Genomic DNA, 24,701 nt, shown 5'->3' with positions numbered 1-24,701 from the left:
TCGGGTCGCTCGGTGATCGTGGTGGGGCCGCAGCTCAAGCTCCACCAGTGCGGTTTGCCGAAGAAAATGGCGCTCGAGCTCTTCAAGCCTTTCATCTTCAACAAGCTCGAAGTGATGGGTCTCGCAACGACCATCAAGGCGGCGAAGCGCATGGTCGAGTCAGAAGAGCCCATCGTCTGGGATATCCTCGAAGAGGTGATTCGCGAGCACCCGGTGCTCTTGAACCGCGCGCCGACGCTGCACCGCCTCGGCATCCAGGCGTTCGAGCCGACGCTGATCGAGGGCAAGGCGATCCAGTTGCATCCGCTGGTCTGCGCCGCGTTCAACGCCGACTTCGACGGCGACCAGATGGCCGTGCACGTGCCGCTTTCGCTCGAAGCGCAGCTGGAAGCGCGCGTGCTGATGATGTCGACCAACAACATCCTCAGCCCGGCGAACGGCAAGCCGATCATCGTGCCGTCGCAGGACATCGTCCTCGGCCTCTACTACCTGTCGCTGATGAAGGAGCACGAGCCAGGCGAAGGAAAGCTGTTCGGCTCGATTGGTGAAATCGAAGCGGCGCTCGAAGCGGGCGCCGTGACGCTGCACACCAAGATCAAAGCGCGGTTCGAAACGGTCGACGAGAACAACAAGCCGATCCGCAGGACGATCGACACCACGCCTGGCCGCATGAAAATGGCCGAGCTGCTGCCGCGTCACCCGAAGATCAGCTACGCGCTGCTCGATCAGACGCTGACCAAGAAAGAAATCGGCAACCTGATCGACAACGTCTACCGCCACTGCGGCCAGAAGGCGACGGTGATCTTCGCCGACCGCATCATGCAGCTTGGCTTCCGCGAAGCGGCCAAGGCCGGCATCAGCTTCGGCATGGCCGACATGGTCGTGCCGAAGGCGAAGGAAGCGCTGGTCGAAGACACCCGCAAGCGCGCGGCCGAGTACGAGAAGCAATACGCCGATGGCCTCATCACGCGTGGCGAGAAGTACAACAAGGTCGTCGATGCGTGGTCGAAGTGCACCGACAAGGTCGCCGACGCGATGATGGAAGAGGCGTCCAAGCCGGCCAAACTGAAGGATGGCCGCACGGGCGAGCTCAACTCCGTCTTCATGATGGCGCACTCTGGCGCGCGCGGTTCGAAGAACCAGATGAAGCAGCTCGCCGGCATGCGCGGGCTGATGGCCAAGCCCTCGGGCGAGATCATCGAGACGCCGATCATCTCGAACTTCAAGGAAGGCCTCTCGGTCCTCGAATACTTCAACTCGACCCACGGCGCCCGTAAGGGCCTCGCGGACACGGCGCTGAAGACCGCGAACTCGGGCTACCTGACGCGCCGCCTCGTCGACGTCGCCCAGGACTGCATCATCACCGAGGAAGATTGCGGCACCCAGGACGGCATCGCCATGACCGCCGTCATCGACGGCGCCGACATCGTCGTCTCGCTCGGCACGCGCATCCTCGGCCGCACCGCGGCTGTCGATGTGGTCGATCCGGGCACCGGCGAAGTGCTCGTGCCGGCCGGCACGTTCCTCGATGAGGATGTCGTCCTCGGCATCGAGAAGTCGGGCGTGCAGAACGTGAAGGTGCGTTCGGTGCTGACCTGCGAAACCCGCACCGGCGTCTGCGGCGCCTGCTACGGCCGCGACCTCGCGCGCGGCACGCCGGTCAATATCGGCGAAGCCGTCGGCGTCATTGCGGCGCAGTCGATCGGCGAGCCGGGCACGCAGCTCACCATGCGCACCTTCCACATCGGCGGCGCGGCGCAGGTCGCCGAGCAATCGGTGATGGAATCGGCGCACGACGGCACGATCCGCTTCGTGAACCGCAACACGGTGAAGAACGCCCAAGGCGAACTCATCGTCATGAGCCGCAACATGCAGGCGATCGTGGTCGATGAGGAAGGCAAGGAGCGTCAGAGCTTCAAGCTCTCGTTCGGCGCGCGTCTGCGGGTCGACGAGAACTCGAAGATCAAGCGCGGCGACCGGATCTCGGATTGGGATCCGTATGCGACGCCGATCCTCACCGAAGTGGCCGGCAAGGCGAAGTTCGAGGATGTCGTCGAAGGCGTTTCGGTCCGCGACGAGTTCGACGAAGCCACCGGCATCTCGTCGAAGGTCATCATCGACTGGCGCGCGACGGCGAAGGGCTCGGACCTGCGTCCGTCGATCGTCATCCTCGACGCGAAAGGCAAGCCGGCCAAGCTCTCGGGCGGCGGCGAAGCGCGCTACACGCTGCCGGTCGGCGCGATCCTGTCGATCGCCGACGGCGACGACGTCACGCCTGGTCAGGACCTTGCGCGGATGCCCACGGGCGGCGCCAAGACCCGCGACATCACCGGCGGTCTGCCGCGCGTCGCGGAACTGTTCGAAGCCCGCCGTCCGAAAGATCACGCGATCATCGCCGAAGGCGACGGCCGCGTAGAGTTCGGGAAGGACTACAAGAACAAGCGCCGCCTGCGCGTCGTGCCGGAAGACGAAAGCCTCGATCCGATCGAGTACATGATCCCGAAGGGCAAGCACATTCCGGTGCAAGAAGGCGACTTCGTGAAAAAGGGCGACTACCTGCTCGACGGCAATCCCGCGCCGCAGGACATCCTCTCGATCATGGGCGTCGAAGCGCTGGCGAACTACTTGGTCGAGGAGATCCAGAAGGTCTATCGCCTGCAAGGCGTGCCGATCAACGACAAGCACATCGAGGTGATCGTTCGCCAGATGCTGCAGAAGGTCGAGATCATGGACGCCGGCGACACCGAATTCCTGAAAGGGGAAGCGGTGGAGGCGCTCGATCTCGAAGACGAGAACAAGCGCGTGCAGGAACTGGGCCTCAAGCCCGCGTTCGCGCAGCCGATGCTGCTCGGCATCACCAAGGCCTCGCTGCAGACCCGCTCGTTCATCTCGGCGGCGTCGTTCCAGGAGACCACGCGCGTGCTCACCGAAGCCGCTTCCTACGGCAAGGCGGACACGCTCGAAGGCCTCAAGGAGAACGTCATCGTCGGCCGTCTCATCCCGGCCGGCACCGGCGGTCAGCTGCGGCGCTACCAGAAGCTCGCGGCCGAACGCGACGCGCAGCTGGCGCTCGAACGGCGCGAAGACGCCGGACGCATCGGCCATCCCGAAGCGGCCGAGTAAGAGTCAGAGGAAACGCCAACAACGCGACGGCCCGGGAGCAATCCCGGGCCGTTTTGTTTTTTGAGACGGATGTCGCGGTTATCCTACTCAGTGTCGTTGTCCGTCTCTGTCGTCTCAGCAGGCTCCCCTTGCGTCGTCGGCTCTTGCGCCGGTTGCGCCTGCCTCATCTGCTCCGCGATCGCATGATCGAGACCGCTGATGTAGCGACGCGCACGCGCATCCAGTTCGGCTGCCGCCGGGCCGTTTCGCAAGCGGTCCACGAAGTCGGCGCGCGCCTCGAGCCCGCCGAATGCATCGTGCAGGTTGCCGCTCGATCCGGTCGGTACCGCCTTCAGGTCGGCTTCGATGCGTGCACGACGACGACGGATTGCTTCAGCAGCTTCGCCCTCCGGGACAGGTGACAGCACCCAGTACGCCGTGAGGCGAGTAAGATGCACGATATCGATCAGCTGCGCGGCGCCCACGGCTCTCGAAATATCGGCCCGCAGATCCTCGATCTCTGCGTTCGACGCCTCCGTCACCGCTTCGCTTGCACGTAAGTCGCCTTCGGCGAGATATGCGCGCACGCGATCGGCTAGATTCTCGGCGGCGGGCCCCGCCGCGAGTTCGTCACGCAGCGCCGCCGTGCTGGCGGTGCTCATACTCTGCAGTGTCTGAAGCGCGTTCTGGCTCGATGTGGAGGATGCGCGGATCGTCGCAAGATCAAGCTCCACCCGAGCGCGACGCGCCCGCAGTGCATCTTCTTCGCCGGTGTTCGGCGGCAGCGAGAGCCACGCGGCCACTACGGTCAACTCCCAGTCGGAAAGAACGAGATCTCCATTTAAGGCGTTCGCGACGCGAATTTTCAGAGCTTCCATGTGAGCGCGCGCGACGGGCGTTGTTGTCTCGGGTACCGGCACGACCTCGCCGCTGCCGCTCCTGGAGATAGAGAGGTTGATGAAATATTGGACGTTGAGCGCGGTGCACGTCGCCTCGTATTGGCGCAGATAGCGCATGGCGCTTGCCTCATCCACGATGAGTTCATCGCGCCGGATCTGATCGAAGAAGCGCTGCCGGAACGCGAACAGGGAATTGTGCACCGTGTCGAGGTTGGGGCTCAGCATGTAATTCTGCTCGGCGCGATCGAAATAGACGGCGGTTTCATTGAACACCGACGACGTGAGTCCGATCACGGGGGCTTCGACTCCGGAGAAGCCCTGCACGGCGGTGGTCAGGGCGCCCAAGCCCGTCACGGTGCTGTGCGCCTGACGACTGCTGCGCCGTGCGCCATCGAGCTGCGCAAACCAAGTCGCGCAGAACACGTCAGCAAGGTTTGCGCCGTGATTGAAATAGGCGAGGGCATCGCGCGATGAGGCCTGGCCACTGCCGGGCGATATCTGCCCGCGCGCTGCCACAAACGAATCGAGCATGTCACAGGCTGACGATCTGTGATCGAGTTGCTCCCACCCACGGTCTCGCGACCGCACTCTCTCACAAAACTTCAGGCTGTCCTCAATCGCCGCGTCGTCGAAGACGCTGCTTGGCCCCATCGCTTGTGAGTCGCCCACCGCCTGCAGCGTCTGGACGCAGCCGCCGAGCATAAAAAAAGCTGCGCTGCAGGCGGCTGTCATCCCGAAACGCCAAGGCGAACGATGAGTCATTGGCCACCCCCCGGTTGCAAACTCGAGGTCACTATCGCCCGAGGCGAAAGTTCCGCAAGCGAAATGAGAATTTCGTTTGAGGTGCTCCCTGGTTCAGCGAATCCCGCCTTTTAGCCCGGGCGGCTGTCGAACATGGCAGCTCTTCCAGTCGGCGATCCCAACTGCCGGCCGTTTGCGTGGGCGCGGCGTTTTTCAGGAGGGGAAGGAACCAGGCGATTCGCTTAGCGTTTCGCTCGGTTCGGGAGCAGGTATGCCCACTCAACATCAGAGATTCTTGGAGGCGTTGAGCGCCGCTGTCTACACGACGGACGCTGAAGGCCGGATCACGTTCTACAACTCAGCGGCGTCGAAGCTGTGGGGACGCAATCCCGAACTCGGAGAACTCTGGTGCGGCTCTTGGCGCATCTACAAGCCTGATGGGACGCCTCTGCCGCACGATGAATGCCCGATGGCTATGTGCCTCAAGCAAGGCGGCGAGGTCAGGGGCGTGGAAGCTGTAGCCGAGAGACCGGACGGCAGCCGTGTGCCGTTCATGCCATACCCAACGCCGCTTCACGATGAAGACGGCAAGCTCACCGGCGCCATCAATCTGCTCGTCGATCTCAGCGATCTGCACCAGGCGGAGATTGAGCGCGCCAAGCTCGCCGCCATCGTCGAGTCGTCGGATGACGCCATCGTCTCCAAAACGCTGCAAGGCGTCGTCACCTCCTGGAACGCCAGCGCGGAGCGGATATTCGGCTACAGCGCGAGCGAAATGATCGGCCAACACATCACCAAGATCATTCCGCCGGAGCTGCATTCGGAGGAGAGCCGAATTCTGAGCGAACTCGCGGCCGGCAAGCGCATCGAACACTATGAGACGGTTCGCGAGGCGAAGGACGGGCGCAGGGTCCACGTTTCTCTCACCGTTTCGCCGATCCGAAATGGACGGGGTGAGATCGTTGGCGCGTCGAAGGTCGGCAGGGACATCACGGAAAGAAAGCGCGCTGAGGAAGCTCAGCATCTGCTGATGAATGAACTCAATCACCGAGTGAAGAACACGCTGGCTACAGTGGATGCGATCTCTCGGCAAACGCTCAGGCGCGCCGCGAACCCCAGAGAGTTTTCGGAAAGCTTCGGGGGCCGCTTGAGAGCTTTATCACGCGCCAACTCCTTGCTCACGGCGGCTAGTATTCACGGCAGCGAAATCGCGCATGGTGCGGAGATTTCCGAGATCATCGCCTCGCAGCTGTCGTTTGGCGACGGCGGCGACAACCGCATCACTTGGCGAGGTCCAATCGTTACCCTAAGCGGGCAGGCGGCCTTGCACCTCGCGCTTGTCCTACATGAGCTTGGCACCAACGCGCGCAAGTACGGTGCTCTTTCCACACCGTCCGGCAAAGTCGCCATTGAATGGGTGGTCGAAAGTCAGGAAGTCCGCGATCTCTTGCTCAGCTGGCGTGAAAGCGGCGGACCCCGAGTCACTGCGCCGGAGACGCGCGGGTTCGGTACGACGCTGATCGAGCAAAGTCTCAAGTCGCACGGCGGCGTGGTCACGATGGAATACGCCGCGACCGGTGTCGCATGCACGATCAAGCTCCCCCTGGCCCAACGTCTGGACGAATTCGCGCTGGTCTCTCGGTTTGAGGCGACGGCGCCTGCCCAAGCGGCGGTGAAACCTGGCGTGGCCGATCGGCGCATACTCGTCGTCGAGGACGAAACCTTGATCGCGATGGTGCTTGTCGACTATCTCGAAGAGGCCGGCTGCCAAGTCGTCGGCCCTGCGGCAACAGTCGAGGCTGCGTTAGGTCTGGTGGACGCGGGCGACATCGACGCGGCGCTGCTCGATGGCAATCTCGCCGGCCAGCGCGTCGACGGGATCGCGGCGGCGCTGACCAAAAAAGGCGTCCCGTTCGCGTTTGTCACGGGTTACGGCCGCGAAGCGCTTCCCACAGCCTTCCGCGAAGCTGTGATCGTCGAGAAGCCGTTCTCACAAAAGCAGTGTGTTGCCGCGTTGGAGCGAATTCTGTCGAGCGGCGGCGCCAACGTCGTAGACTTGAAGAAGCGCAGCTGACGTCTCAGTCGCCGTGGCAACGGAGCCGGGCTCAGCGACGCTTCTCGCTTGCGGCGGCCCACTGTCACCCCGTCCGAGGCTCAGAACGTCGGCACGGGCGGGCCGCCGGGCTGTTGCTGGTCCTGCGGCGGGCGTTGCGGGCCGGAGCCGAACTGGTAGGTCAGCGCAAAGCGGAGGCGCGCGCCTGGGCTGGCGAACTCGGTGCGCTCGAAATACGTGTCCGTCGTGATTTCGGAAACGTTGTTCTGCGAGCTGAAGATGTCCTGCGCCATCAACGTGGCGTAGAGGCGATCCGTGACCTTGCGCCGCCATGTGATGTTGCCGATCACGAATTCATCGAGATCGCTTTGCAGCGTGTGCCGCGGGCCTTGGAAACGCAGCTCGAATTGCAGCTGGTCGGCGCCCACCGCGTTCTGATCCGCGTCGCGATAGTCGAGCGAGACTGAGCCGTCATATTCGAATTCGTTGCGCCGACTAATGGCGCCGCCGCTCAGCACGTCGAACTCCCGCTCCATCAGATTGACGTTGGCGGAATAGCGCCAATGTTCACTCAGCGGGCCGCGCAGGATGGCTTGCAGGCCGCGCTGTTCGCTGACGCCGGCATTGACCGTCGTGGTGAGAATGACGCCGCCCCCCGTCACCTCGGTGAACGGGGAGAACACGTCCTCGCTGATGCGATCATAAAAGGTGAGGCTGAAGCTCTTGCCGGCGTTCTGGTAGGTGAAGTTCGCCTCGTAAGCGTCGGTGAGGGAAGGCTCAAGGTTCGGATTGCCGACGATAGCGCGGTTGGTGTCGATGAAGCGCAGGTTCGGATCGAGCTGATTGAAGCCCGGGCGCTGGATACGGCTCGTATAGCTCAGATCGACGTTGATGTTGCCGCCGAGCTCCCGCCGGATGTGGATGCTCGGGAAGTAGCGCGTGTCGACATCGTCGCTCTCGATGCCGCCAGAGAGCACCTCGCGGCGATAGTTTTCCGCACGCACGCCCGGCTGCCACGTCCAATCGCCGGTTTCGAACTGGAATGTGCCGTAGCCGGCGAGCGTCTGTTGGCTCCCTTCGAGCAGGGCGACGTAATCGGGCGGCGTGGCCGGCCCAACCAATGTCGTGCGCGTGTTCTGGATTTCTTGCTCCGACGTTTCGAAGGCGAGACCCACGCTGAGGAAGCGCTCCTCGCCGAAGGGGCGATCATACTCGAGGCGGGTGTTGGTGTTCAATTGATCTACGCTGTTGCTGGCCAGCACTTCGCTCGCGACCCCGATCAAAGGCGTGAACGCGAAGGTCTGATCGAAATCGACGCCGTGGCCCTGAACCATTGAGTTCGCTCGCAGCTGTTCGCGCGGACGAGCGCCATCCTGCTGGAAGTCGAAGTTGAGCTGATCGTTGTAGAACTCGACTTCGTTCAGGTTAGCCTGAACGGAAGATGGCGCGCCGTTCAACGTCGTCTCGGTCTCGCGCAGAATGTCGTTGCCGCCGCGGACATTGTCGAACGAAACGCTCATGCGTCGCCGCTGGTTTGGGCTGTAGCCGAGCGTCAGCCGGCTGAGATAGCGGCCAGCGAACGTGACCTCCTGGTCGCCGGTTTCGCGCGTCGTGTCGCCCGAGCTGAAAATCTCGCGTTCGCGTTCGAAATCCTGCGTCTGCTGGCCGTCCCAAAATCCCGTGCCGCCGCTGAGCGACCACGGGCCGCGCGACCAGTTCGCCGAGACGCCGCCGTTGGCGACGCCCAGCGTGTCGACGCCGCCCTGCACCGACCCGGTAAGGCCCGCGTCGAAACGCCGGCGCGTGATGATGTTGATGATTCCGCCCGAGGCGGCCGCCGAATATTGCGCCGACGGGTTGGTGATCACTTCGATGCGCTCGACTTCGGCGCCGGTGATGCCGCGCAACACCTGCTCCAGGTTCGTGCCGGGCACCGGCTGGCCGTTGATCTGAATGGTCACGTTGTCGGCGCCCAGAAGCGTCACCGCGCCGGATGGAGCGACGCTGACCGAGGGGATGCGGCCCAGCACGTCGAACATGTTTGTGCTTTGGGCCGTCGCGTCGTCGCGCAGCGCATAGGTGCGCCGATCGATGCGCACCTGATCGCCGGGGTTCGCCAGAACGACGATGTCGTCTCCGGTTTCAACGTCCGTGTCTTCGCTGCTTTCGGCCGGCGGCGGCGGAGGCGGCGAGGAGGCCGGCGGCGCATGTTGCGCATGCGCGACCCCCGCGCTCGCCAGCAAGGCTGTGACGCTTGCAGCCAAAATTCGTTTCATTCGTGAGCTCCCCGCTTGACGCGAAGTCTGAGAACTCACCCATGACGGTCAACGAACAATCGACAGCCGCCGTTCATCCGCGTTTTGTGGCTGATTGTTTCTGAGTGTTGCGGGATGTGTCGACGATTCAGGCGCAATTGAGCCTTCATTCGCCAACATGGCGCATCAGTCGAAAATATCGAACAGGTCGAAGCCGCGGCGGCGCTTGCGGCCGTGCTGATCGTACTGGCCGCGTTCGCCGTACTCGCCGCGCTCCCCGTATTCGCCGCGCTCGCCATAGCCTTGCTGCGGCGGCCGCTGCGGCTGATACGGCTGCTGTTGCTGGACCGGCGCCTGCGGCTGCGGCTGCTGGCCGTAGAATTGCGCCCGCTCGCGATCGACCTCGGCCCGTTCGGCTTGCACCGCCGAAATGATCTTTTCCAGCTCGCCGCGGTCGAGCCACACGCCCCGGCAATTGGGGCACATGTCGAAGGCGACGTCGTTACGCTTCACTTCGTTCATGGAGGCGTTGCAGTTTGGGCACATCAGCAGGGGCATGGGCGGACTCCGTTCACCCCGATATAGGGACAAGTTATAGAGGGTCAAAACCGAGCGTCGGGGGAGCGCGCTTTCGCCACGCTTGGAGAGTTGCCCTAATCTCGCCCGCGTGCGAATCGAGGCGGTATCATGACCAACCCGACATCCCAAGCGCTGCAGCGTGTGAAGCCCTCCGCAACCATGGCGATGAGCGCCAAAGCGCGGGCGCTGAAAGCCGCCGGCCGCGACTGTATCGCGCTGTCGCAGGGCGAGCCGGATTTCGACACGCCGGACAACATCAAGGAAGCGGCCTGCCGCGCCATCGCCGAAGGCAAGACGAAATACACCGACGTCGACGGCATTCCCGAGCTGAAGGACGCGATCGTCGCCAAGTTCAAGCGCGAGAACGGGCTCGAGTACAAGCGCAGCCAAGTGAACGTTTCGCCGGGAGGCAAGCCGGTGATCTACAACGCGTTCATGGCGACGCTCAACCCGGGCGACGAAGTCGTGATCCCGGCGCCGTATTGGGTCAGCTACCCGGACATGGCGCTCTTGTGCGGCGCAACGCCGGTGTTTGTCGACACGCGCATCGAGGACGGCTTCAAGGTGCGTCCCGAAGCGCTGGCGAAGGCGATCACGCCGCACACCAAGTGGGTGCTGATCAACTCGCCGTCGAATCCCTCGGGCGCTGCGTACACGGCCGGCGAGTTGCGCGCGCTCGCGGCGGTGCTGCTCGACTTCCCGCAGGTGATGATCCTCACCGACGACATGTACGAGCATCTCACCTATGGCGACTTCGAGTTCACGACCATCGCGCAAGTTGAGCCCAAGCTTTACGAGCGCACGCTGACGATGAACGGCGTCTCGAAAGCCTATTCGATGACGGGCTGGCGCATCGGCTACGCCGCCGGGCCAGAATGGCTGATCAAGGCGATGGCGAACGTAATGGGGCAGACGACGTCGAACCCGTGCTCGATCTCGCAATGGGCGGCGGTCGAGGCGCTGAACGGCACGCAGGATTTCATCCCCAAGAACAAGAAACTGTTCCAGGAACGGCGTGACCTGGTCGTGTCGATGCTGAACCAGGCGCAAGGGATCAAGTGCCCGACGCCTGAAGGCGCGTTCTACGTCTATCCCTCGATCGCTGGCCTGATCGGCAAGAAGACGCCGGGCGGCAAGGCGATCGACAGCGACGAAACGTTCGCGCTGGAGCTGCTGGAAGCGGAGAACGTCGCCGTCGTGCATGGCGGGGCGTTCGGCCTCAGCCCCTGCTTCCGCATCTCCTATGCGACGTCGAACGAATGCCTGGAAAGCGCGTGCGCGCGGATTCAGCGTTTTTGTGGAGCGCTCTCGTAGCGCTAGTTCTCCAGCGAGAACCGTAGCCCCGCGCGCATCACCAGACGATCGATCAGCGCATCGCCCATCGCCGCGGCCGGCGTCCAGATCCCGCCAGGCGTCGTCTCGCGCGGCGTCGCGAGCAGGCAAAGCGCGGCTTCGCTGATCATCTTCGAGGTCGAGCCATAGCCGGGGTCCTTGTCGCCGCTGACGACGGCGCGCAGAGAACGCCCGTCGTCGGCGTCGCCGACATAGAGCACGTCGTACATGCCGCTTTCGCGCTCTTCCTTCAAAGGCCCTTGACCCGGCTTCGGCAGCGCGAACTGCTTGAGCAGCCAGCGCGTCGGCGCGAAGGCCAGCAGCGCGCGCTGCATGTTCGACTGGCTCACCGCCGCGCGCGCACGCTTTTCGCCCGCGGCGCCGTCGCCGGTCAGCATCATCTCCGAATAGGTGAAGTCCTCGCCGTACGGATAGCCGCGCACCGCGTTGGTGCGGTGCACGTTCTTCGTGTTGATTGCCGCCATGATGAACGGCGCGGACCATGAGGGGATGTCGGCGTCGTGGACGGCGACATCCCCGGAAGGCTGCGGCGCAAGCTTACGCGGCGCCAGCGCAAACGGGTCGGTCAGTTGCGCCGCCACATTCGGATCGCGCTTGCCCGCCTCCAATGTCGCCAGCATCGACGCCATGGTGCCGCCGGAGGCGCCGCCCTTGATCTTGCGCACCCGCCCGCGCACGTTTTGCGCCGGCTTGCCGAAGCGGCGGATCGCCTCCTGCTGCAGAAACCAGACGCCGCAATCGAACGGGATCGAGTCGAAGCCGCAGGAGAAGACGATGCGCGCGCCGCTCTGCTTGGCCTGCGTTTCGTACTTGGCGATCATCGCCGCCATCCAGTTCGGCTCGCCGCAGAGATCGACATAGTCCGTGCCGGCGCGCACGCAGGCCGCCAGCAGCGGCTCGCCGTAAAGCTGATAGGGACCGACGGTGGTGATCACCACGCGCGTGCGATGCGCCAAAGCATCGAGCGCGCCCGTGTCGGATGTGCTCGCTTCGATCAGCGGGAAGTTCAGTGGCAGGCCGAGTTCGATCGCGAGCGCTTTCAGCTTCTCGCGGTCGCGTCCCGCCATTGCCCAGCGCACGTCGCCGTCGGCGCCATAGGTGCGCAGCAAGTGCTCGGCGACCAGCCGGCCGGTGAAGCCCGTCGCGCCATAGACGACGACGTCGAATTCCTGAGCGCTCATCATGCCCTCCGCAGCGGAGCAAGTATGGACTGCAAGCGGCGGTGCGGTCCATAAGTCCCGCGCCAATGCCGCTCCTCGCCGTCGCCGCCGCACTGAGTTCGGCGCTCATCCACGCCAGCTGGAACGCCGCACTGAAAGGCGGCCGCGATCGTGTGAGCGACGCCTTTCTCGTCGCAGTGGGCGGGTTGCTGACGGGTGGAGCGATCATCGCCGTGCTCGGCGTCCCGCCTGCGGGCGCGTGGCCTTACCTTGCGGCATCGGTGGCGATTCACGTGCTCTACTGGTTCACGCTGTTCAAAGGCTATGACGCCGGCGACTTGAGCCACATCTACACGCTCTCGCGCGGCTCAGCGCCGTTGCTCGTCGCGCTCGGCGCGGCGCTGACGGTGCAGGAGATTCCCTCGCCGCTGAAGCTGTTGGGCATCGCACTGGTTTCCCTAGGCGTGCTCGCGGTGGGCGCCAGCCCCCGCGCGCCGTTGCAGGCGACGCTATGGGCGCTTGCGACGGGCGCGTGCATCTCATCCTATTCGCTGGTGGACGCGCTCGGCGCGCGCGTGACCGGAAACGCCGTGCTCTATCTCGGCTGGACCACCGCGCTGATGTCCGTGCCGATGGTCGCCTATACGATCTGGAGGCGCGGCAGCCGAGAGTTGATGAAAAGCGCGTCGATCGCGCCGTGGCGGGGCATCGCCATCGGGGCGATCAGCTTCGCCGGCTACGGCCTAGTGTTGTGGGCGCAGACGTTCGCGCCGATCGCGCAAGTGACGGCGCTGCGCGAGACGTCCGTTGTATGGGGCGCGCTGATCGCGTTCTTTTTTCTGGGCGAGCGGCTTGGGCTGCGGCGCTGGCTCGGCGCGATCGTCGTCGCCGGGGGTGCTGGCCTTATCGCGTTCGCGTGACTAGGTTTCATCCATGGCCGATCTGCAGATCATTCGCATCGAGGACGCAAAGGCGCTGGTGCGCGTCGGCGTTCCCGATCCCGAGCGGGCCAACCCGCAGGAGGTGCGCATTTCAGTGGCGATGGGGCTGGCCGAGCCGCCCGATTTCGTCGCTCACGACCGCATCGGCGCGACGCTCGATTACGACCGCATCCTCCATTTCATCCGCGACGATCTCGGCGCGCCGGCGCATCTCATCGAGACGCTGGCGGATCGCGTCGCAGGCCATTGCCTCTCGCTCGACCAGCGCGCCCGCTGGGTGGAGGTCACGGTGAAGAAGCCGTCCGTGCTCTCCGGCGACGGCATGGTGGCGGTCAGCATTCGACGCGAGCGGCCATGAGCTGGGCGCTCGTCACCGGCGCGGGGCAGCGGCTGGGCAAGGCCGTCGCGCTCGAGCTCGCGCGTGCGGGGTGGGGCGTCATCGTCCACTATCGCAACTCTGCTGGCGAAGCGGAGGCGGTCGCGGCGCAAGCGCGTGAGCTCGGCGGCGCGGCTGTCACGGTGCGGGCGGATCTCGGCAATGCGGACGAACGCGGTTCGCTGATCGCGCGCGCGATCGAAGCGGCCGGCGCGCCGCTCGGCGCGCTGGTGAATTGCGCCGCACTGTTCGAGCACGACACCGTCGCGACGATCGACGAAAAGCTGCTGCAGCGGCAGATCGCCATCAACGCCTATACGCCGTCCTTGCTCGCCCGCGACTTCGCGCAGGCGATGCCGGAGCACGCGCGCGGCTCGGTCGTGAACTTCCTAGATTTTAAACTGGCCAATCCGTATCCGGATCACTTCAGCTACACGCTCTCGAAATACGCGCTCGCCGGCGCGACCGAGCTGATGGCGCGCGCGTTGGCGCCGCGCGTGCGCGTGAACGCGGTTGCGCCGGGCTACGTGTTGCCGGCGCCGGGGCAGAGCGAAGCGGACTTCCAGCGCCTCCATGATGATGTGCCGCTGAAACGTGGACCGACGCCGGACGACATCGCCCGCACGGCGCGCTTCCTGATCGAGAGCGAGGCGATCACGGGGCAGACGATCTATGTCGATGCGGGAAGGCGCTTCGTGACGTACGAGCGAGATATGGAGTTCATGTGAGTTTCGGCAGTCGGCGGTCGGCAATCGCGAAAGCCGTTCTCTGCCTGGCGATGAACCTGCAACCGAAGCTCTGGTAGCTGCGCCTGCCGACTGCCGAGCGCCCCGTGCCCTGCGTCACAGCGATAAGCCGAACGGCCTATTAGCTTCACCTCATCGGATCACGGTGATCCGAGCCGAGATGGAGCTGGAAATGACCAAGTTTTATTGCCTCGTCGCTGCGCTGGCCGTGTTCGCCCCCGCCGCGTTCGCCACGCTGAACCAAGCTGCGCTGATCCTCGCCGTCTAAGCTCCGCCAGACGTTTTCCCAAGCCCGGAAAGGCGCAAGACGTTAGGCGAGCACATGATCAGCCCAGGAATCTGAAGGGCGTCGGTCAACAACCGGCGCCCTTTTTCACGCGGATAAGGTTCTTGAAATGTTCTACCTCTCGGATTATAGTCCTATCCATGTCACGCGACCCGCTGCATGGACGGGGCGCTCGCACCAATGCGAGCGGCCGCTACGAGCGCTTTGCCCGCGAAGCCTTCGATGACGGCTGGACGACTGAGGAGTCGCAGCCGCTGGAGACGATCGTCACGCCGGAGCTGGCGAAGACGATCATCTCCACCAATCAGAGCCCCGACATCTCGTTCGATCAGTCGATCAACCCGTACCGCGGCTGCGAGCACGGCTGCATCTATTGCTACGCGCGGCCCAACCACGCCTATGTCGGCCTTTCGCCGGGGCTCGACTTCGAGACCAAGCTGTTTGTGAAGGCGAATGCGGCGGAGCTGCTGGAGCAGGAACTCGCCAAGCCGAACTATCGCCCGCGCACGATCATGATGGGCGGCGTGACCGACATCTATCAGCCGATCGAGCGCGGCTATGGCGTCACCCGCTCGATCCTCAAAGTGATGGAGAAGTGGCGCCATCCGGTGGCGCTCATCACCAAATCGCAGCTCGTCATCCGCGACATCGACATTCTCGCGCGCCTAGCTGAGCGCGGCTTGGCTAAAGCGGCGGTTTCGGTGACGACTCTCGATCGCCGCATCGCGCGGGTGATGGAGCCGCGCGCGGCGGCGCCGCATCGGCGAATCGAGGCGATCCGGATGCTGGCCGACGCCGGGGTGCCCGTGACGGTGATGGTCGCGCCGATCGTGCCGGCCATCAATGACCGCGAGATCGAGAGCATCCTGGAGGAGTGCGCCAAGGCCGGCGCGCGCTCGGCGGGCTATGTCGTGCTGCGCCTGCCGCTCGAAATCAAAGACCTGTTCCGCGAATGGCTTGCGCAGCACTTCCCAGACCGCGCCACGCGGGTCATGACCTTGGTGCGCCAGATGCGCGGGGGGCGCGATTATGATCCCGAATGGGGCAAGCGGCAAAAGGGCGAGGGGCCATACGCCAAGCTGATCGCCGATCGCTTCGCGGCGGCGCTGCGGCGGTTCGGGCTCGACAAGCCGACACTTGCGCTCGACCACACCCAATTCCGACGCCCGATCGAAGCCGGCGGCCAGCCGGACCTATTCGCCGCCAACGATTAGTTGGTAGGCCATAGCCTACCGGCCGTTTCGCGCGTTAGTAGCTTCGGAACATCGGAGGAGGACCTCATGCGCATCGGCGGTCAGCGGCGTTCGGAGAATTTCCAGGACCGCGGGCGGGGCGCGGGCGGAGGCGGCCGTGTCGGCGGCGCCGGCATGCTCGCGCACTTGATCAGCCGGCTTGGCTTCCGCGGCATGATCCTCGCGGTGATTGTGCTGGGCGCGGTCTATTTCCTGATGCCGGGCATGCGTGCGCCGCTCTTGGGCATGCTGGGCCTCGGCGGCGGGGGCGGCGAAATGCAGAGCTCCGGCAGCGTGTGCGCCACGGCCGCCGAGGCGTGCGACTTCTCCCGCGCCGTGCTCGGCTCGACCGAAGACGTGTGGCGCCGGCAGTTCGCCGAAGGCCGCCTGCCGCGGTACGGCAGCCGCCCCGCGACGTATCAAGATCCCACGCTCGTCGTTTTCACCGACGCGGTGTCGACCCAGGGCTGCGGCAGCGCGACCTCCGCGGTCGGACCGTTCTACTGCCCGGCCGACCGCATGCTCTACATCGATCCGTCGTTCTATCAGGTGATGGAGCAGCGTCTGCGCGCGCCGGGCGATTTCGCGCAAGCTTACGTTATCGCGCACGAAGTCGGCCATCATGTGCAGAACCTGATCGGCGCCAACCGGATTGAGGTGCAAGGCGAGAACCGCAACCAAACATCCGTGCGGCTCGAACTGCAGGCCGACTGTCTCGCCGGCGTTTGGGGACATACCGCGCAAGCAGCGCTGGCCATCGACGACGCGGATTTGCGCGAAGCGCTCAACGCCGCGCACGCGATCGGCGATGACACGCTCGGCGCGGGCGAAAACCAATACACGCACGGCACCAGCGCCCAACGCATGACCTGGTTCCGCCGCGGCTTCGACAGCGGCGACGCAAGGCAGTGCGATACGTTCGCGGTGCAGGACTATCGGGCGCTGTGACGGAGCGCGGGCCCTCAGACCCGCGTCATCCTTCCTTCCTCAGAGTTTATCGTCTTCGCTCGGTGGCTCACCGCCGGCGCGCGCCATGAACTGATCGAACCAAGTCATGTCGGCGCGGCCGGCGCGCTCTGCGAAATACGCCTTCGGATCGGTCAAAATGCCGACCTTCTCCGCCGCCGCCGTCGCCAGAAATTGCTCGGGCGTGACCCCGTTCTCCCTCGCCAAGCGCTCGACGGCGCTGCGCACGCCAGGCGGCAGGGAAATGGTCAATGTTTCGCTCATGGCGGCAGTTTACCCAAAACTTGAGCCGGCGTCATCAGTGCAAGACCAAAGCTGTTCGCAGCCTCCACGAAGGTAGCGCGTTCAAAGCTCACGAGCGCGTCGGCGCCGCCGTTGATTGCGGCTTCCAACACCATTTCGTCTTCTGCATCGCGAAGCAGAGGCCGCCAGAGAAAGTGCACATCGACCGGTGAGAGTAGGCTCGCCAGCAGGTCGAGAAATCTATGCGCGTCTTCAACACTCGCACCGGCGGCCATTAGATGCGCAGGTCTCAGAAGAACTTGTTCATACTCGAAAAAGAGAGGCGGCGTCGCCAGCATTGTTGCGCGCTTCGCCCTGACTGCCTTGACGAGGGTCGCGGAAGCGCCCGCCGGAGATCGAAACGCTTTCACGACAACGTTCGTGTCGAGAACAAGCCGCACTGTTCAAGCTTCCCAATCTTCCGATTGTTCGATCAGGAATTGCCGGAACGCGGCGATGCGCTTGGAGCGCTTCAGGTCGCTGGGATAGATGAAGTAGACCTCGAAGCTCGGACCCTCGAGCTCGGGCAGCACTTTCACCAGCTGCGGATTTTCGCGCGCCATGTAATCGGGCGCACTGCCGATGCCGAAGCCGGATTCGACGGCGCGCAGCATACCGTACACGTTGTTGATCTCGAGCAGGGGCGGGCGCGGCTTGGCGTCCTCACGGCCGGCGCGCTGCGCCCAATCGAGTTCGCGCATCGGCGTCGGGATGTTGGCCTGGTAGGCGATGATGCGGTGATGGTCGAGATCCTCGACTTTCTTCGGCGTGCCGTGCCGCTGCAGATACTGAGCCGACGCATAAAGGCTCACGCGCACGTCGAGCAGCTTGCGTTGAATGAGATCGGCGTGGGTCGCCGCCCATAAGCGGATCGCGCACTCCGCTTCGAGCTTCAACAGATCGTACTCGCGATCATCGAGCAGAATCTGCAGGCGCGTCTCTGGATATTTGTCAGCGAAGGCGCCAAGCCGCGGCGCAAGCCAGGTCGAGCCGAACGCCACCGGCGCGGTGACTTTCAAATCGCCGATCACCTTCTCGCGCGCGTCCTTCAGCGTCGATTCCGCGATCACCGCCGCGCCCGCCATTTCGCGCGTGAACTCGCGAAGCGCCATGCCCGGACCGGTGAGCAAGAGGCCGCGCGCGTGCCGCTGGAACAGGGGAACGCCCATGTCGTTTTCGAGCGCAGCGATTTGGCGGCTGACCGAGGACTGGCTGACGCCCAGCTTCTCGGCGGCGGCGGTCAGGCTGCCGGTCTCGGCGGCGAAGTGAAACGTCTTGAGTTTGTCCCAGTCCATCAAGGCGCGGCAGATCCCGATTCTTGAGGCGCCCACATGGCTACCTTACGCGTTGCAATATTGCATAGCTCGCGCCGCGGGTCGATAGAGGAGCCACGGGTCAGAGACCATGTTTGAGCAATTTCCGGAACTGAGCGACTTCCAGCTGATTCAGATCGGCGATGCGCGAGTGACGCTTGGAAGCGTGCTCGGGGCGTTGATGCTGACGCTGGCCTTCATGATCGCGGCTTGGGCGGTTGGCCACGCCTTGAAGCGGCTGCGCCAGCGCACGCGAGAAGGCAACGCGGCGCTCTACCTGACCGAAAAGCTGCTGAGCTATGGGCTCGTCATTGTCGGCGTCATCGCCGGCCTCTCGACGCTTGGTCTCGATCTTTCGACGCTGACGGTGTTCGCCGGCGCGATCGGCATCGGCCTGGGGCTCGGTCTGCAAGGCATCGTCAAGGAGTTCGTCTCCGGGCTGGTGCTGATCTCGGATCGCGCGGTGCACATCGGCGATTACGTCGAACTGCCGGAGGGCACGCGCGGTGTGGTGCAGGAGATCGGTCCGCGCGCCACGCGCATCCGCAACAACGACAATGTCTATCTGCTGGTGCCGAACTCCAAGCTGATTGAGAACACGATGATCAACTGGACGCTGCGCGGCGACACCCGGCGCATCCACGTGCCGTTTGTCGTCGCCTATGGCGCCGACAAGGAAAAGGTGCGCGACGCGGTGCTGGCGGCCGCACGCGACGTGCCGTTCACCATGCCGGACACCGACATGCGGCGCACCCAAGTCTGGATGACGGGTTTCGGTGAGTCGGCGTTGAATTTCGAGCTTGTCGTGTGGCCATCCCTCGAGGCGGTCAAGCGCCCGAAGGCGATGAACGCCGCCTACACCTGGGCGATCGACGACGCGCTACGCAAAGCCTGTATTGAAATCCCGTACCCGCAACGTGAAATCCGCGTGCGCGGCTTGTTCGGCCACGAAGGCGAGGATGCGCTGCGGACGCTGCGGCTCGAACACGGCGAAGCGCCCGAAGAAGCGCCGGCCGAGACCACCACCAACGACGCTGCCGACGATCTCATGCGTCCGCCGCCGGAGCCCGAGCCTGAGGAGCTGGAGGAGGAGCCTCAGCGCGCCGGGCGCAAGTCCTAATTCACGGTCGGCCGCTTGGCCTTTTTGCCGCGGTCTGGATCCTTGCCGGCGGATTGGCGGCTGCCGGCTTTCGCGGCTTGCGCTTCGAGCTGCTTCGTGCCGCCGGCGCGGTTGCCACCGCGCGTGTTGGCGCCTTTGTTCGGCGCGGTTTCGCGATTTTGTCCCATCTGACGCCTCCGAGCGATCGACTCGGAAACGGGCCGGGCCGGGCGGCGTTCCTTACGCCGCTGCTGTCTTCGCTTTGCCGTGGTCCAACTCCGCGGCGGCGAGGAAGCGCTCGGCTTCGAGCGCGGCCATGCAGCCGAGGCCGGCGGCCGTCACTGCTTGACGGTAGGTGTCGTCGGCGACATCGCCGGCGGCGTAGACGCCGGGAACGTTCGTCTCCGTCGTGCCCGGTTTCACGATGATGTAGCCGTTCTCCTTCATCGCCACTTGGCCTTTGAACAGCTCCGTCGCTGGCGCGTGGCCGATGGCGACGAAGACGCCGTCGAGCTTGCGCTCTTCGCGTTCGCCGGTCTTCAGGTTCTTGATGACGACGCCGGTGACGCCTGGCGGGCTTTCCGTGCCTTCGATCTCTTCGATCGCGGAATCCCAAACCACCTCGATGCGCGGGTGATTGAGCAGCCGCTCCTGCAGCACCTTCTCGGCGCGCAGCGAATCGCGGCGGTGGATCAAAGTCACTTTGTTGGCGAGGTGTGAAAGGTAGAGCGCTTCCTCGACGGCGCTGTTGCCGCCGCCGACGACGGCGACTTCCTTGCCGCGGAAGAAGAAGCCGTCGCAGGTGGCGCACGCGCTGACGCCGAAGCCCTGGAACTTCTGCTCGCTCGGCAGGCCGAGCCACTTCGCTTGTGCGCCGGTGGCGATGATCAGCGCGTCGGCAAGATAGACTTGGCCGCTGTCGCCGGTCAGCCGGAACGGGCGCTTGCCAAGTTCTGCGCTGACGATCGTATCTTCGACGATCTCCGTCCCGACGTGTTTGGCCTGCGCGCGCATCTGCTCCATCAGCCACGGGCCTTGGATCACGTCGGCGAAGCCCGGATAGTTCTCGACGTCGGTGGTGATGGTGAGCTGCCCGCCCGGCTGCAGGCCGGAGATCAGCAGCGGCTTGCGTAGCGCGCGCGCGGCGTAGATGGCGGCGGTATAGCCAGCGGGGCCGGAGCCGATGATGATCACGGGTGCGTGGCGGGCAGCGGATTCAGTCATGTCTTGGCCTAACAGGGATTCGCGTCAGCCCAATATGGCGGCGGCGCCGCACCGCCGGAAGCGCCGAGGGCATCCGCGGTTACAGGGCTCTCCCGCGCCGGCGGACGTTGCCCTGTCCCCGTCGGCGGCTATGTTTACACACAGGACTGCAGGGGCATTTTTTGTCTGACCGCTACAAGATCCTCATCGTCGAGGACGACGCCCTCATAGCCATGGAGCTGGAAGAACGGCTCAAGGACATGGGATACGACGTTGTCGGCCCCGCGGCGACGGTGGACGAGGCGCGCCAAGCAATTACCGCCAAGCGGCCGGATGCGGCGCTTCTGGACGCGAACCTTTCGGGAGTCTCCAGCACGGAATTGGCCGTTGGCCTTGCCGCGGAGGGCGTCCCGGTCGCGTTTTGCACAGGCTACGACACGATCAAGAACCTGCCGCCGGAACTCACCAGAGCGCCGATCCTGACCAAGCCGATCGCCGATGCGGACCTCCTCAGGGTGCTGAAACAGCTGGTTAGCTGAACTCGCTGGTCCGCTCCCCCGACCTGCTCTTGCGCCCGCACTATTTCGATGATACTGGAATTATCGAAATGCAGAACGAAAACGTCATCGCGGCGCTGAGCGCCTTAGCCAATGAGCATCGGCTCGCCGTGTTCAGGCTGCTTGTGCAAGCTGGTCCGGACGGGAAGGCCGCCGGCGACATCGCCGCGGCGCTCGACCTGCCGGCGTCGTCGCTCTCGTTTCATCTCGCGCATCTGACCCGCGCCGGCCTGATCAATCAGCGCCGCGAAAGCCGGTCGCTCATCTATTCCGCCGACTTCGCCGCAATGAACGGCCTCGTCGGCTTCCTGACCGAGAATTGTTGCGGCGGCGCGTCCTGTGCGCCGGCGGCTGCAGAGCCGAAGAAGAGGAAAACGTCATGAAGCGTTTGCACGTCCATGTTGGTGTCGCCGATCTCGAACAATCGGTGCAGTTCTACTCGACCCTGTTCGCGAGCGAGCCGACTGTGCGGAAGCCGGATTACGCGAAGTGGATGCTCGAAGATCCGCGCGTGAATTTCGCGATCTCGACGCGCCAGGACGGCGGCGGCGTGCGCCATCTCGGCATCCAGGTCGAGAGCGAAGCAGAGTTGCGCGAGGTCTACGCCCGGCTGAAGCGCGCCGACGCGCCGACGTTCGAGGAGGGCAAAACGACCTGCTGTTACGCCAAATCCGAAAAGTCGTGGACCAACGATCCGCAAGGCGTGGCGTGGGAAACGTTCCTGACTACGGGCGAGAGCACGAACTATGGCGGGGGCGTGGAGAGCGCTGCGCCTGAATCGCACGCAGCGACGAAGCCGCCGGTGTGCTGCTCGGCCCGCGCGCTGGAGAGCGTGGCGTGACCGCCGCCGCTCCGCATCGGGCCTACAACGTGCTCTTCCTGTGCACTGGCAATTCGGCGCGGTCGATCATTGCCGAGGCCATTCTCTCGCGCCTTGGCGCGGGCAAATTCAACGCTTTCTCGGCCGGCTCGCATCCGAAAGGCGAAGTGCATCCGCAGACCCTGCGGATGCTGGAAAACTTCAACTACAAGATCGGCGGCTTCCGCTCCAAGAATTGGGACGAGTTCTCAGGCCCCGACGCGCCCGCGCTCGACTTCGTCTTCACCGTCTGTGATTCGGCGGCGGGCGAGGTATGTCCGGTCTGGCCTGGTCAACCGATGACGGCGCACTGGGGCATGGCCGATCCCGCAGCGGTGCGGGGCGCGGACGTTGAAGTCGTCAAGGCCTTCATCGAGACCTACAAGCTGCTCAACAATCGGCTCGCGATCTTCGTGAACTTGCCGTTCGAAGGCTTGGACCGGCTATCGCTGCAGAACCGGCTCGACCAGATCGGCCGCAGCAAAGGCGAACCGGCGCCCGGCAAATGAGCGGCAATTTTCAACGGCGCATTGCGGCCGAGTTCGCCGGCTCCGCCATGCTCGCGGCCGTCGTGATTGGATCCGGCGTGATGGGGGCGAACCTTGCCGACGGCAACGCGGCGATCGCTTTGCTCGCCAACACGCTGGCGACGGCGGCGATCCTCTACGTGCTGATCACTGCGCTCGCGCCCGTGTCCGGCGCGCACTTCAATCCTGCCGTCACTTTGGTGATGGCGCTTCGCGGCGAAATACGCCCCATCACAGGAGCATGCTATGTCGTCGTTCAGATTGGCGGCTGTGTTGCTGGCGCAATCCTGGCTCACGCCATGTTTGGCTTGCCGCTCCTGCAGGAAGGCGCCGCCCCGCGCGCAGGACTAGCGCAGGCGCTGTCCGAGGTTGTGGCGACTTTCGCGTTGATCGGCGCCATTCTACTGATGGGGCGCGCGCGTCCGAGCGCCGTTCCGGCTGCGGTGGCGCTGACCATTGCGGCAGGCTATTGGTGGACGTCCTCCACCTCGTTCGCCAATCCCGCCATCACCATCGCGCGCGCACTGAGCGACACGTTCGCCGGCATTCGTCCGCAAGACGCGCCGGCCTTCATCGCTGCACAACTCGTCGGCGCGTTCGCGGGAGCGGCGGCGTGCGGCTGGCTTTATCGCACGCGCGCGGACCAGGCTGTCAGCACCGCCGCCGCCGCGCGGTCGGTTTCGAGCAGCGACGGATAGGTCCAGCTTTCGAGCTGGCCGGTGAAGGGGCGGGCGCAGCCGCGTTTGGCGAGGCTCTTGTGAAAGGCGTCGAGCTTGCCGCCTGAACCATCGACGGCGAGGACGTGAATCGGTTTGCCGGTTGCCGCCGCTTCGGTCGCCATGTTGACGCTGTCTGCGGTGACGAAGACATGGTCCGCCGCGCCGAGCATCGGGAAGTAGGGATTCGGCCCCTCGCCTTCGTAGAACACGGCGCTGTGCGGCGCGAGCCACGTGCGGAACTGCATCCGCGCGGCTTGGCCGGTGCGGCGCGAGAGCGTCACCATCAGTGAGCCGCCGGTTTGGCGCTGAACCGAGACAAGCGCATCGGCGATCGCGCGCGCGCGTTTGGCGGAAATGTCCTGGCGTTTCGATTTGCCGCCGATCAGCACGGCGAAGCGCGGACCGGGCAAGTCTTCCAGTGGCGGCGAAAACTCGATCAGCTCCTGATCGAGCCGCTCCGGCGTCACGCGATGGCAGGCGCCTACGATCGGCAGCACGTTGGCGCCCTCGAGCCCGTCATGGATCGGCGGAATGACGACGTCGAACTCGCGTGGATTCACGCGCGGGTCCTGCAGCTGCACGACGAAGGTCTTGCCGCCGGACCAGTGCCTCACGCCCATTGCGAATGGGATCGAGGCGCGGCCACAGCCGATCAGCATGTCCGGCCAGGGCGGCTCGATTTCGTCGGAGCCCAAAGTCATGGCTTGCCGCGGCGCCGGCACGAAGCCTGGCGGCAGCCACCTCCACGGCGTTCTGAGGCCGACGCGCTTGGCCGTGAGCTTGATCGACATGCGCCGGCCGATTGCTTCCGCGAGCCCCAAAGCCTGGTTCTCGATGCCGGCGCGGCCGTCGGTGACGGTCCAGATCTGGATCGGATCGGCGGGCTGATAGCCGACGCTGCGCATTCAGCCCCGCCCCCGCGGCGTCAGAGGTACTTCACCTTGACGATCTCGTACGACTTCGGGCCGCCCGGGGCCATGACCTCGACCACGTCGCCTTCCTCCTTGCCGATCAGCGCACGCGCGATCGGGGAGGTGATCGAGATCTTGCCGGCCTTCACGTCGGACTCGTCCTCGCCGACGATCTTGTACTTTGATTTTTCGCCGGAATCCTCGTCGATCAGGTTCACGGTTGCGCCGAACTTGATCTGCTTGCCGCTGAGTTTGGAGACGTCGATGACCTGTGCGCGCGCGATCTTGTCCTCGATCTCTGCGAGGCGGGTCTCGATGAACGCCTGGCGCTCCTTGGCGGCGTGATACTCCGCATTTTCGGAGAGGTCGCCGTGAGCGCGCGCTTCCGCGATCGCCTGAATCACGGACGGGCGCTCTTCCGTCTTGAGACGCTTCAGTTCTGCGTCGAGGGCCTGATAACCCTCGGCGGTCATTGGAATTTTTTCCATGAGAGTGTGTGTAAAGTCCGTCTAGGAAAGGAAAAGGTGTATCCGCCCCGGCCC

At 64.6% G+C, this 24,701-nt stretch carries 25 protein-coding genes; 14 read left to right on the top strand and 11 right to left on the bottom strand.

Annotation, left to right across the window (positions count from 1 at the left end; all coding sequences use genetic code 11):
* Window positions 1-3,123: DNA-directed RNA polymerase subunit beta' (locus tag VEA80_RS11890; RefSeq protein WP_325060963.1), on the top strand; the 3,123-nt coding region annotated here is incomplete at its 5' end.
* An 83-nt stretch (window positions 3,124-3,206) separates the two neighbouring features.
* Here the strand turns inward: VEA80_RS11890 and VEA80_RS11885 are convergent.
* Window positions 3,207-4,763: a hypothetical protein gene (locus VEA80_RS11885; protein ID WP_325060962.1), complete on the bottom strand. Its 1,557-nt coding sequence runs from the start codon at window positions 4,761-4,763 to the stop codon at window positions 3,207-3,209.
* 250 nt (window positions 4,764-5,013) lie between these two features.
* Between VEA80_RS11885 and VEA80_RS11880 the strand changes: the two genes are divergently transcribed.
* Window positions 5,014-6,816, top strand: coding sequence for a PAS domain S-box protein (locus VEA80_RS11880; RefSeq protein WP_325060961.1), 1,803 nt, complete (start codon window positions 5,014-5,016; stop codon window positions 6,814-6,816).
* Between the two features lie 80 nt (window positions 6,817-6,896).
* Here the strand turns inward: VEA80_RS11880 and VEA80_RS11875 are convergent, their stop codons facing one another.
* Window positions 6,897-9,071, bottom strand: a complete 2,175-nt coding sequence (locus VEA80_RS11875; protein ID WP_325060960.1) for a TonB-dependent receptor plug domain-containing protein — start codon at window positions 9,069-9,071, stop codon at window positions 6,897-6,899.
* A 165-nt stretch (window positions 9,072-9,236) separates the two neighbouring features.
* A complete protein-coding gene (locus tag VEA80_RS11870) occupies window positions 9,237-9,608 on the bottom strand; it encodes a zf-TFIIB domain-containing protein (RefSeq protein ID WP_325060959.1) in 372 nt (123 codons plus the stop codon).
* 129 nt (window positions 9,609-9,737) lie between these two features.
* Here VEA80_RS11870 and VEA80_RS11865 point away from each other — a divergent pair, with 129 nt between their 5' ends.
* On the top strand, window positions 9,738-10,943 hold the full coding sequence (locus VEA80_RS11865; RefSeq protein ID WP_325060958.1) for a pyridoxal phosphate-dependent aminotransferase: 1,206 nt from the start codon (window positions 9,738-9,740) through the stop codon (window positions 10,941-10,943).
* A gap of 2 nt (window positions 10,944-10,945) precedes the next feature.
* On the opposite strand, the gene VEA80_RS11860 is transcribed toward VEA80_RS11865, so the two are convergent.
* Window positions 10,946-12,163: a saccharopine dehydrogenase family protein gene (locus tag VEA80_RS11860; protein WP_325060957.1), complete on the bottom strand. Its 1,218-nt coding sequence runs from the start codon at window positions 12,161-12,163 to the stop codon at window positions 10,946-10,948.
* Window positions 12,164-12,228: 65 nt separating this feature from the next.
* Here VEA80_RS11860 and VEA80_RS11855 point away from each other — a divergent pair, with 65 nt between their 5' ends.
* The 5 genes from VEA80_RS11855 (at window position 12,229) to ypfJ (ending at window position 16,671) form a co-directional block, all read left to right on the top strand.
* Window positions 12,229-13,062: a DMT family transporter gene (locus tag VEA80_RS11855; RefSeq protein WP_325060956.1), complete on the top strand. Its 834-nt coding sequence runs from the start codon at window positions 12,229-12,231 to the stop codon at window positions 13,060-13,062.
* Between the two features lie 13 nt (window positions 13,063-13,075).
* Window positions 13,076-13,441, top strand: a complete 366-nt coding sequence (locus VEA80_RS11850) for a dihydroneopterin aldolase (protein WP_325060955.1) — start codon at window positions 13,076-13,078, stop codon at window positions 13,439-13,441.
* A complete protein-coding gene (locus tag VEA80_RS11845) occupies window positions 13,438-14,187 on the top strand; it encodes an SDR family oxidoreductase (RefSeq protein ID WP_325060954.1) in 750 nt (249 codons plus the stop codon). Before VEA80_RS11850 ends, VEA80_RS11845 begins: the two co-directional genes overlap by 4 nt.
* A gap of 444 nt (window positions 14,188-14,631) precedes the next feature.
* Window positions 14,632-15,705, top strand: a complete 1,074-nt coding sequence (locus VEA80_RS11840; RefSeq protein WP_325060953.1) for a PA0069 family radical SAM protein — start codon at window positions 14,632-14,634, stop codon at window positions 15,703-15,705.
* 66 nt (window positions 15,706-15,771) lie between these two features.
* Window positions 15,772-16,671, top strand: a complete 900-nt coding sequence (gene ypfJ, locus VEA80_RS11835) for a KPN_02809 family neutral zinc metallopeptidase (protein WP_325060952.1) — start codon at window positions 15,772-15,774, stop codon at window positions 16,669-16,671.
* 39 nt (window positions 16,672-16,710) lie between these two features.
* On the opposite strand, the gene VEA80_RS11830 is transcribed toward ypfJ, so the two are convergent.
* The 3 genes from VEA80_RS11830 to VEA80_RS11820 are packed head-to-tail and all read right to left on the bottom strand — an operon-like array spanning window position 16,711 to window position 18,266.
* Window positions 16,711-16,953, bottom strand: coding sequence for a hypothetical protein (locus VEA80_RS11830; protein ID WP_325060951.1), 243 nt, complete (start codon window positions 16,951-16,953; stop codon window positions 16,711-16,713).
* The gene (locus VEA80_RS11825; RefSeq protein ID WP_325060950.1) at window positions 16,950-17,372 is read right to left on the bottom strand and encodes a putative toxin-antitoxin system toxin component, PIN family; all 423 of its coding nucleotides are present in this window, start codon (window positions 17,370-17,372) and stop codon (window positions 16,950-16,952) included. Before VEA80_RS11825 ends, VEA80_RS11830 begins: the two co-directional genes overlap by 4 nt.
* Window positions 17,373-17,375: 3 nt before the next feature.
* On the bottom strand, window positions 17,376-18,266 hold the full coding sequence (locus VEA80_RS11820; RefSeq protein ID WP_325060949.1) for a LysR family transcriptional regulator: 891 nt from the start codon (window positions 18,264-18,266) through the stop codon (window positions 17,376-17,378).
* A 109-nt stretch (window positions 18,267-18,375) separates the two neighbouring features.
* Between VEA80_RS11820 and VEA80_RS11815 the strand changes: the two genes are divergently transcribed.
* Window positions 18,376-19,404 carry a mechanosensitive ion channel family protein gene (locus VEA80_RS11815; protein ID WP_325060948.1) on the top strand — a complete coding sequence of 343 codons (1,029 nt, stop codon included), beginning with the start codon at window positions 18,376-18,378 and terminating at the stop codon, window positions 19,402-19,404.
* Here VEA80_RS11815 and VEA80_RS11810 read toward each other — a convergent pair.
* Window positions 19,401-19,571, bottom strand: a complete 171-nt coding sequence (locus VEA80_RS11810) for a hypothetical protein (protein WP_325060947.1) — start codon at window positions 19,569-19,571, stop codon at window positions 19,401-19,403. The two genes, VEA80_RS11815 and VEA80_RS11810, sit on opposite strands and share 4 nt — an antisense overlap.
* Before the next feature lie 52 nt (window positions 19,572-19,623).
* On the bottom strand, window positions 19,624-20,607 hold the full coding sequence (gene trxB / locus VEA80_RS11805; RefSeq protein ID WP_325060946.1) for a thioredoxin-disulfide reductase: 984 nt from the start codon (window positions 20,605-20,607) through the stop codon (window positions 19,624-19,626).
* A gap of 161 nt (window positions 20,608-20,768) precedes the next feature.
* Between trxB and VEA80_RS11800 the strand changes: the two genes are divergently transcribed.
* From VEA80_RS11800 to VEA80_RS11780, 5 genes are all read left to right on the top strand, one after another.
* Window positions 20,769-21,125, top strand: a complete 357-nt coding sequence (locus VEA80_RS11800; protein ID WP_325060945.1) for a response regulator — start codon at window positions 20,769-20,771, stop codon at window positions 21,123-21,125.
* Between the two features lie 68 nt (window positions 21,126-21,193).
* Window positions 21,194-21,526, top strand: a complete 333-nt coding sequence (locus VEA80_RS11795; RefSeq protein ID WP_325060944.1) for a metalloregulator ArsR/SmtB family transcription factor — start codon at window positions 21,194-21,196, stop codon at window positions 21,524-21,526.
* Window positions 21,523-21,984 carry an ArsI/CadI family heavy metal resistance metalloenzyme gene (locus VEA80_RS11790; RefSeq protein WP_325060943.1) on the top strand — a complete coding sequence of 154 codons (462 nt, stop codon included), beginning with the start codon at window positions 21,523-21,525 and terminating at the stop codon, window positions 21,982-21,984. Before VEA80_RS11795 ends, VEA80_RS11790 begins: the two co-directional genes overlap by 4 nt.
* The gene (locus tag VEA80_RS11785; protein ID WP_325060942.1) at window positions 21,981-22,511 is read left to right on the top strand and encodes an arsenate reductase ArsC; all 531 of its coding nucleotides are present in this window, start codon (window positions 21,981-21,983) and stop codon (window positions 22,509-22,511) included. The genes VEA80_RS11790 and VEA80_RS11785 overlap by 4 nt, the downstream gene beginning before the upstream one ends.
* A complete protein-coding gene (locus VEA80_RS11780; RefSeq protein ID WP_325060941.1) occupies window positions 22,508-23,227 on the top strand; it encodes an aquaporin in 720 nt (239 codons plus the stop codon). Before VEA80_RS11785 ends, VEA80_RS11780 begins: the two co-directional genes overlap by 4 nt.
* On the opposite strand, the gene VEA80_RS11775 is transcribed toward VEA80_RS11780, so the two are convergent.
* Window positions 23,155-24,153: a mitochondrial fission ELM1 family protein gene (locus tag VEA80_RS11775; RefSeq protein WP_325060940.1), complete on the bottom strand. Its 999-nt coding sequence runs from the start codon at window positions 24,151-24,153 to the stop codon at window positions 23,155-23,157. The two genes, VEA80_RS11780 and VEA80_RS11775, sit on opposite strands and share 73 nt — an antisense overlap.
* 20 nt (window positions 24,154-24,173) lie before the next feature.
* Entirely contained in the window at window positions 24,174-24,647 is a 474-nt protein-coding gene (greA, locus tag VEA80_RS11770; RefSeq protein WP_325060939.1) for a transcription elongation factor GreA, read from the bottom strand.
* Between the last annotated feature and the right edge of the window lie 54 nt (window positions 24,648-24,701).

It is taken from the genome of Vitreimonas sp., from assembly GCF_035627415.1.
Lineage (GTDB): Bacteria > Pseudomonadota > Alphaproteobacteria > Caulobacterales > Aquidulcibacteraceae > Vitreimonas.
The sequence above is the reverse complement of the archived record's forward strand: the minus strand, read 5'-3'. Positions and strand labels throughout refer to the sequence as shown.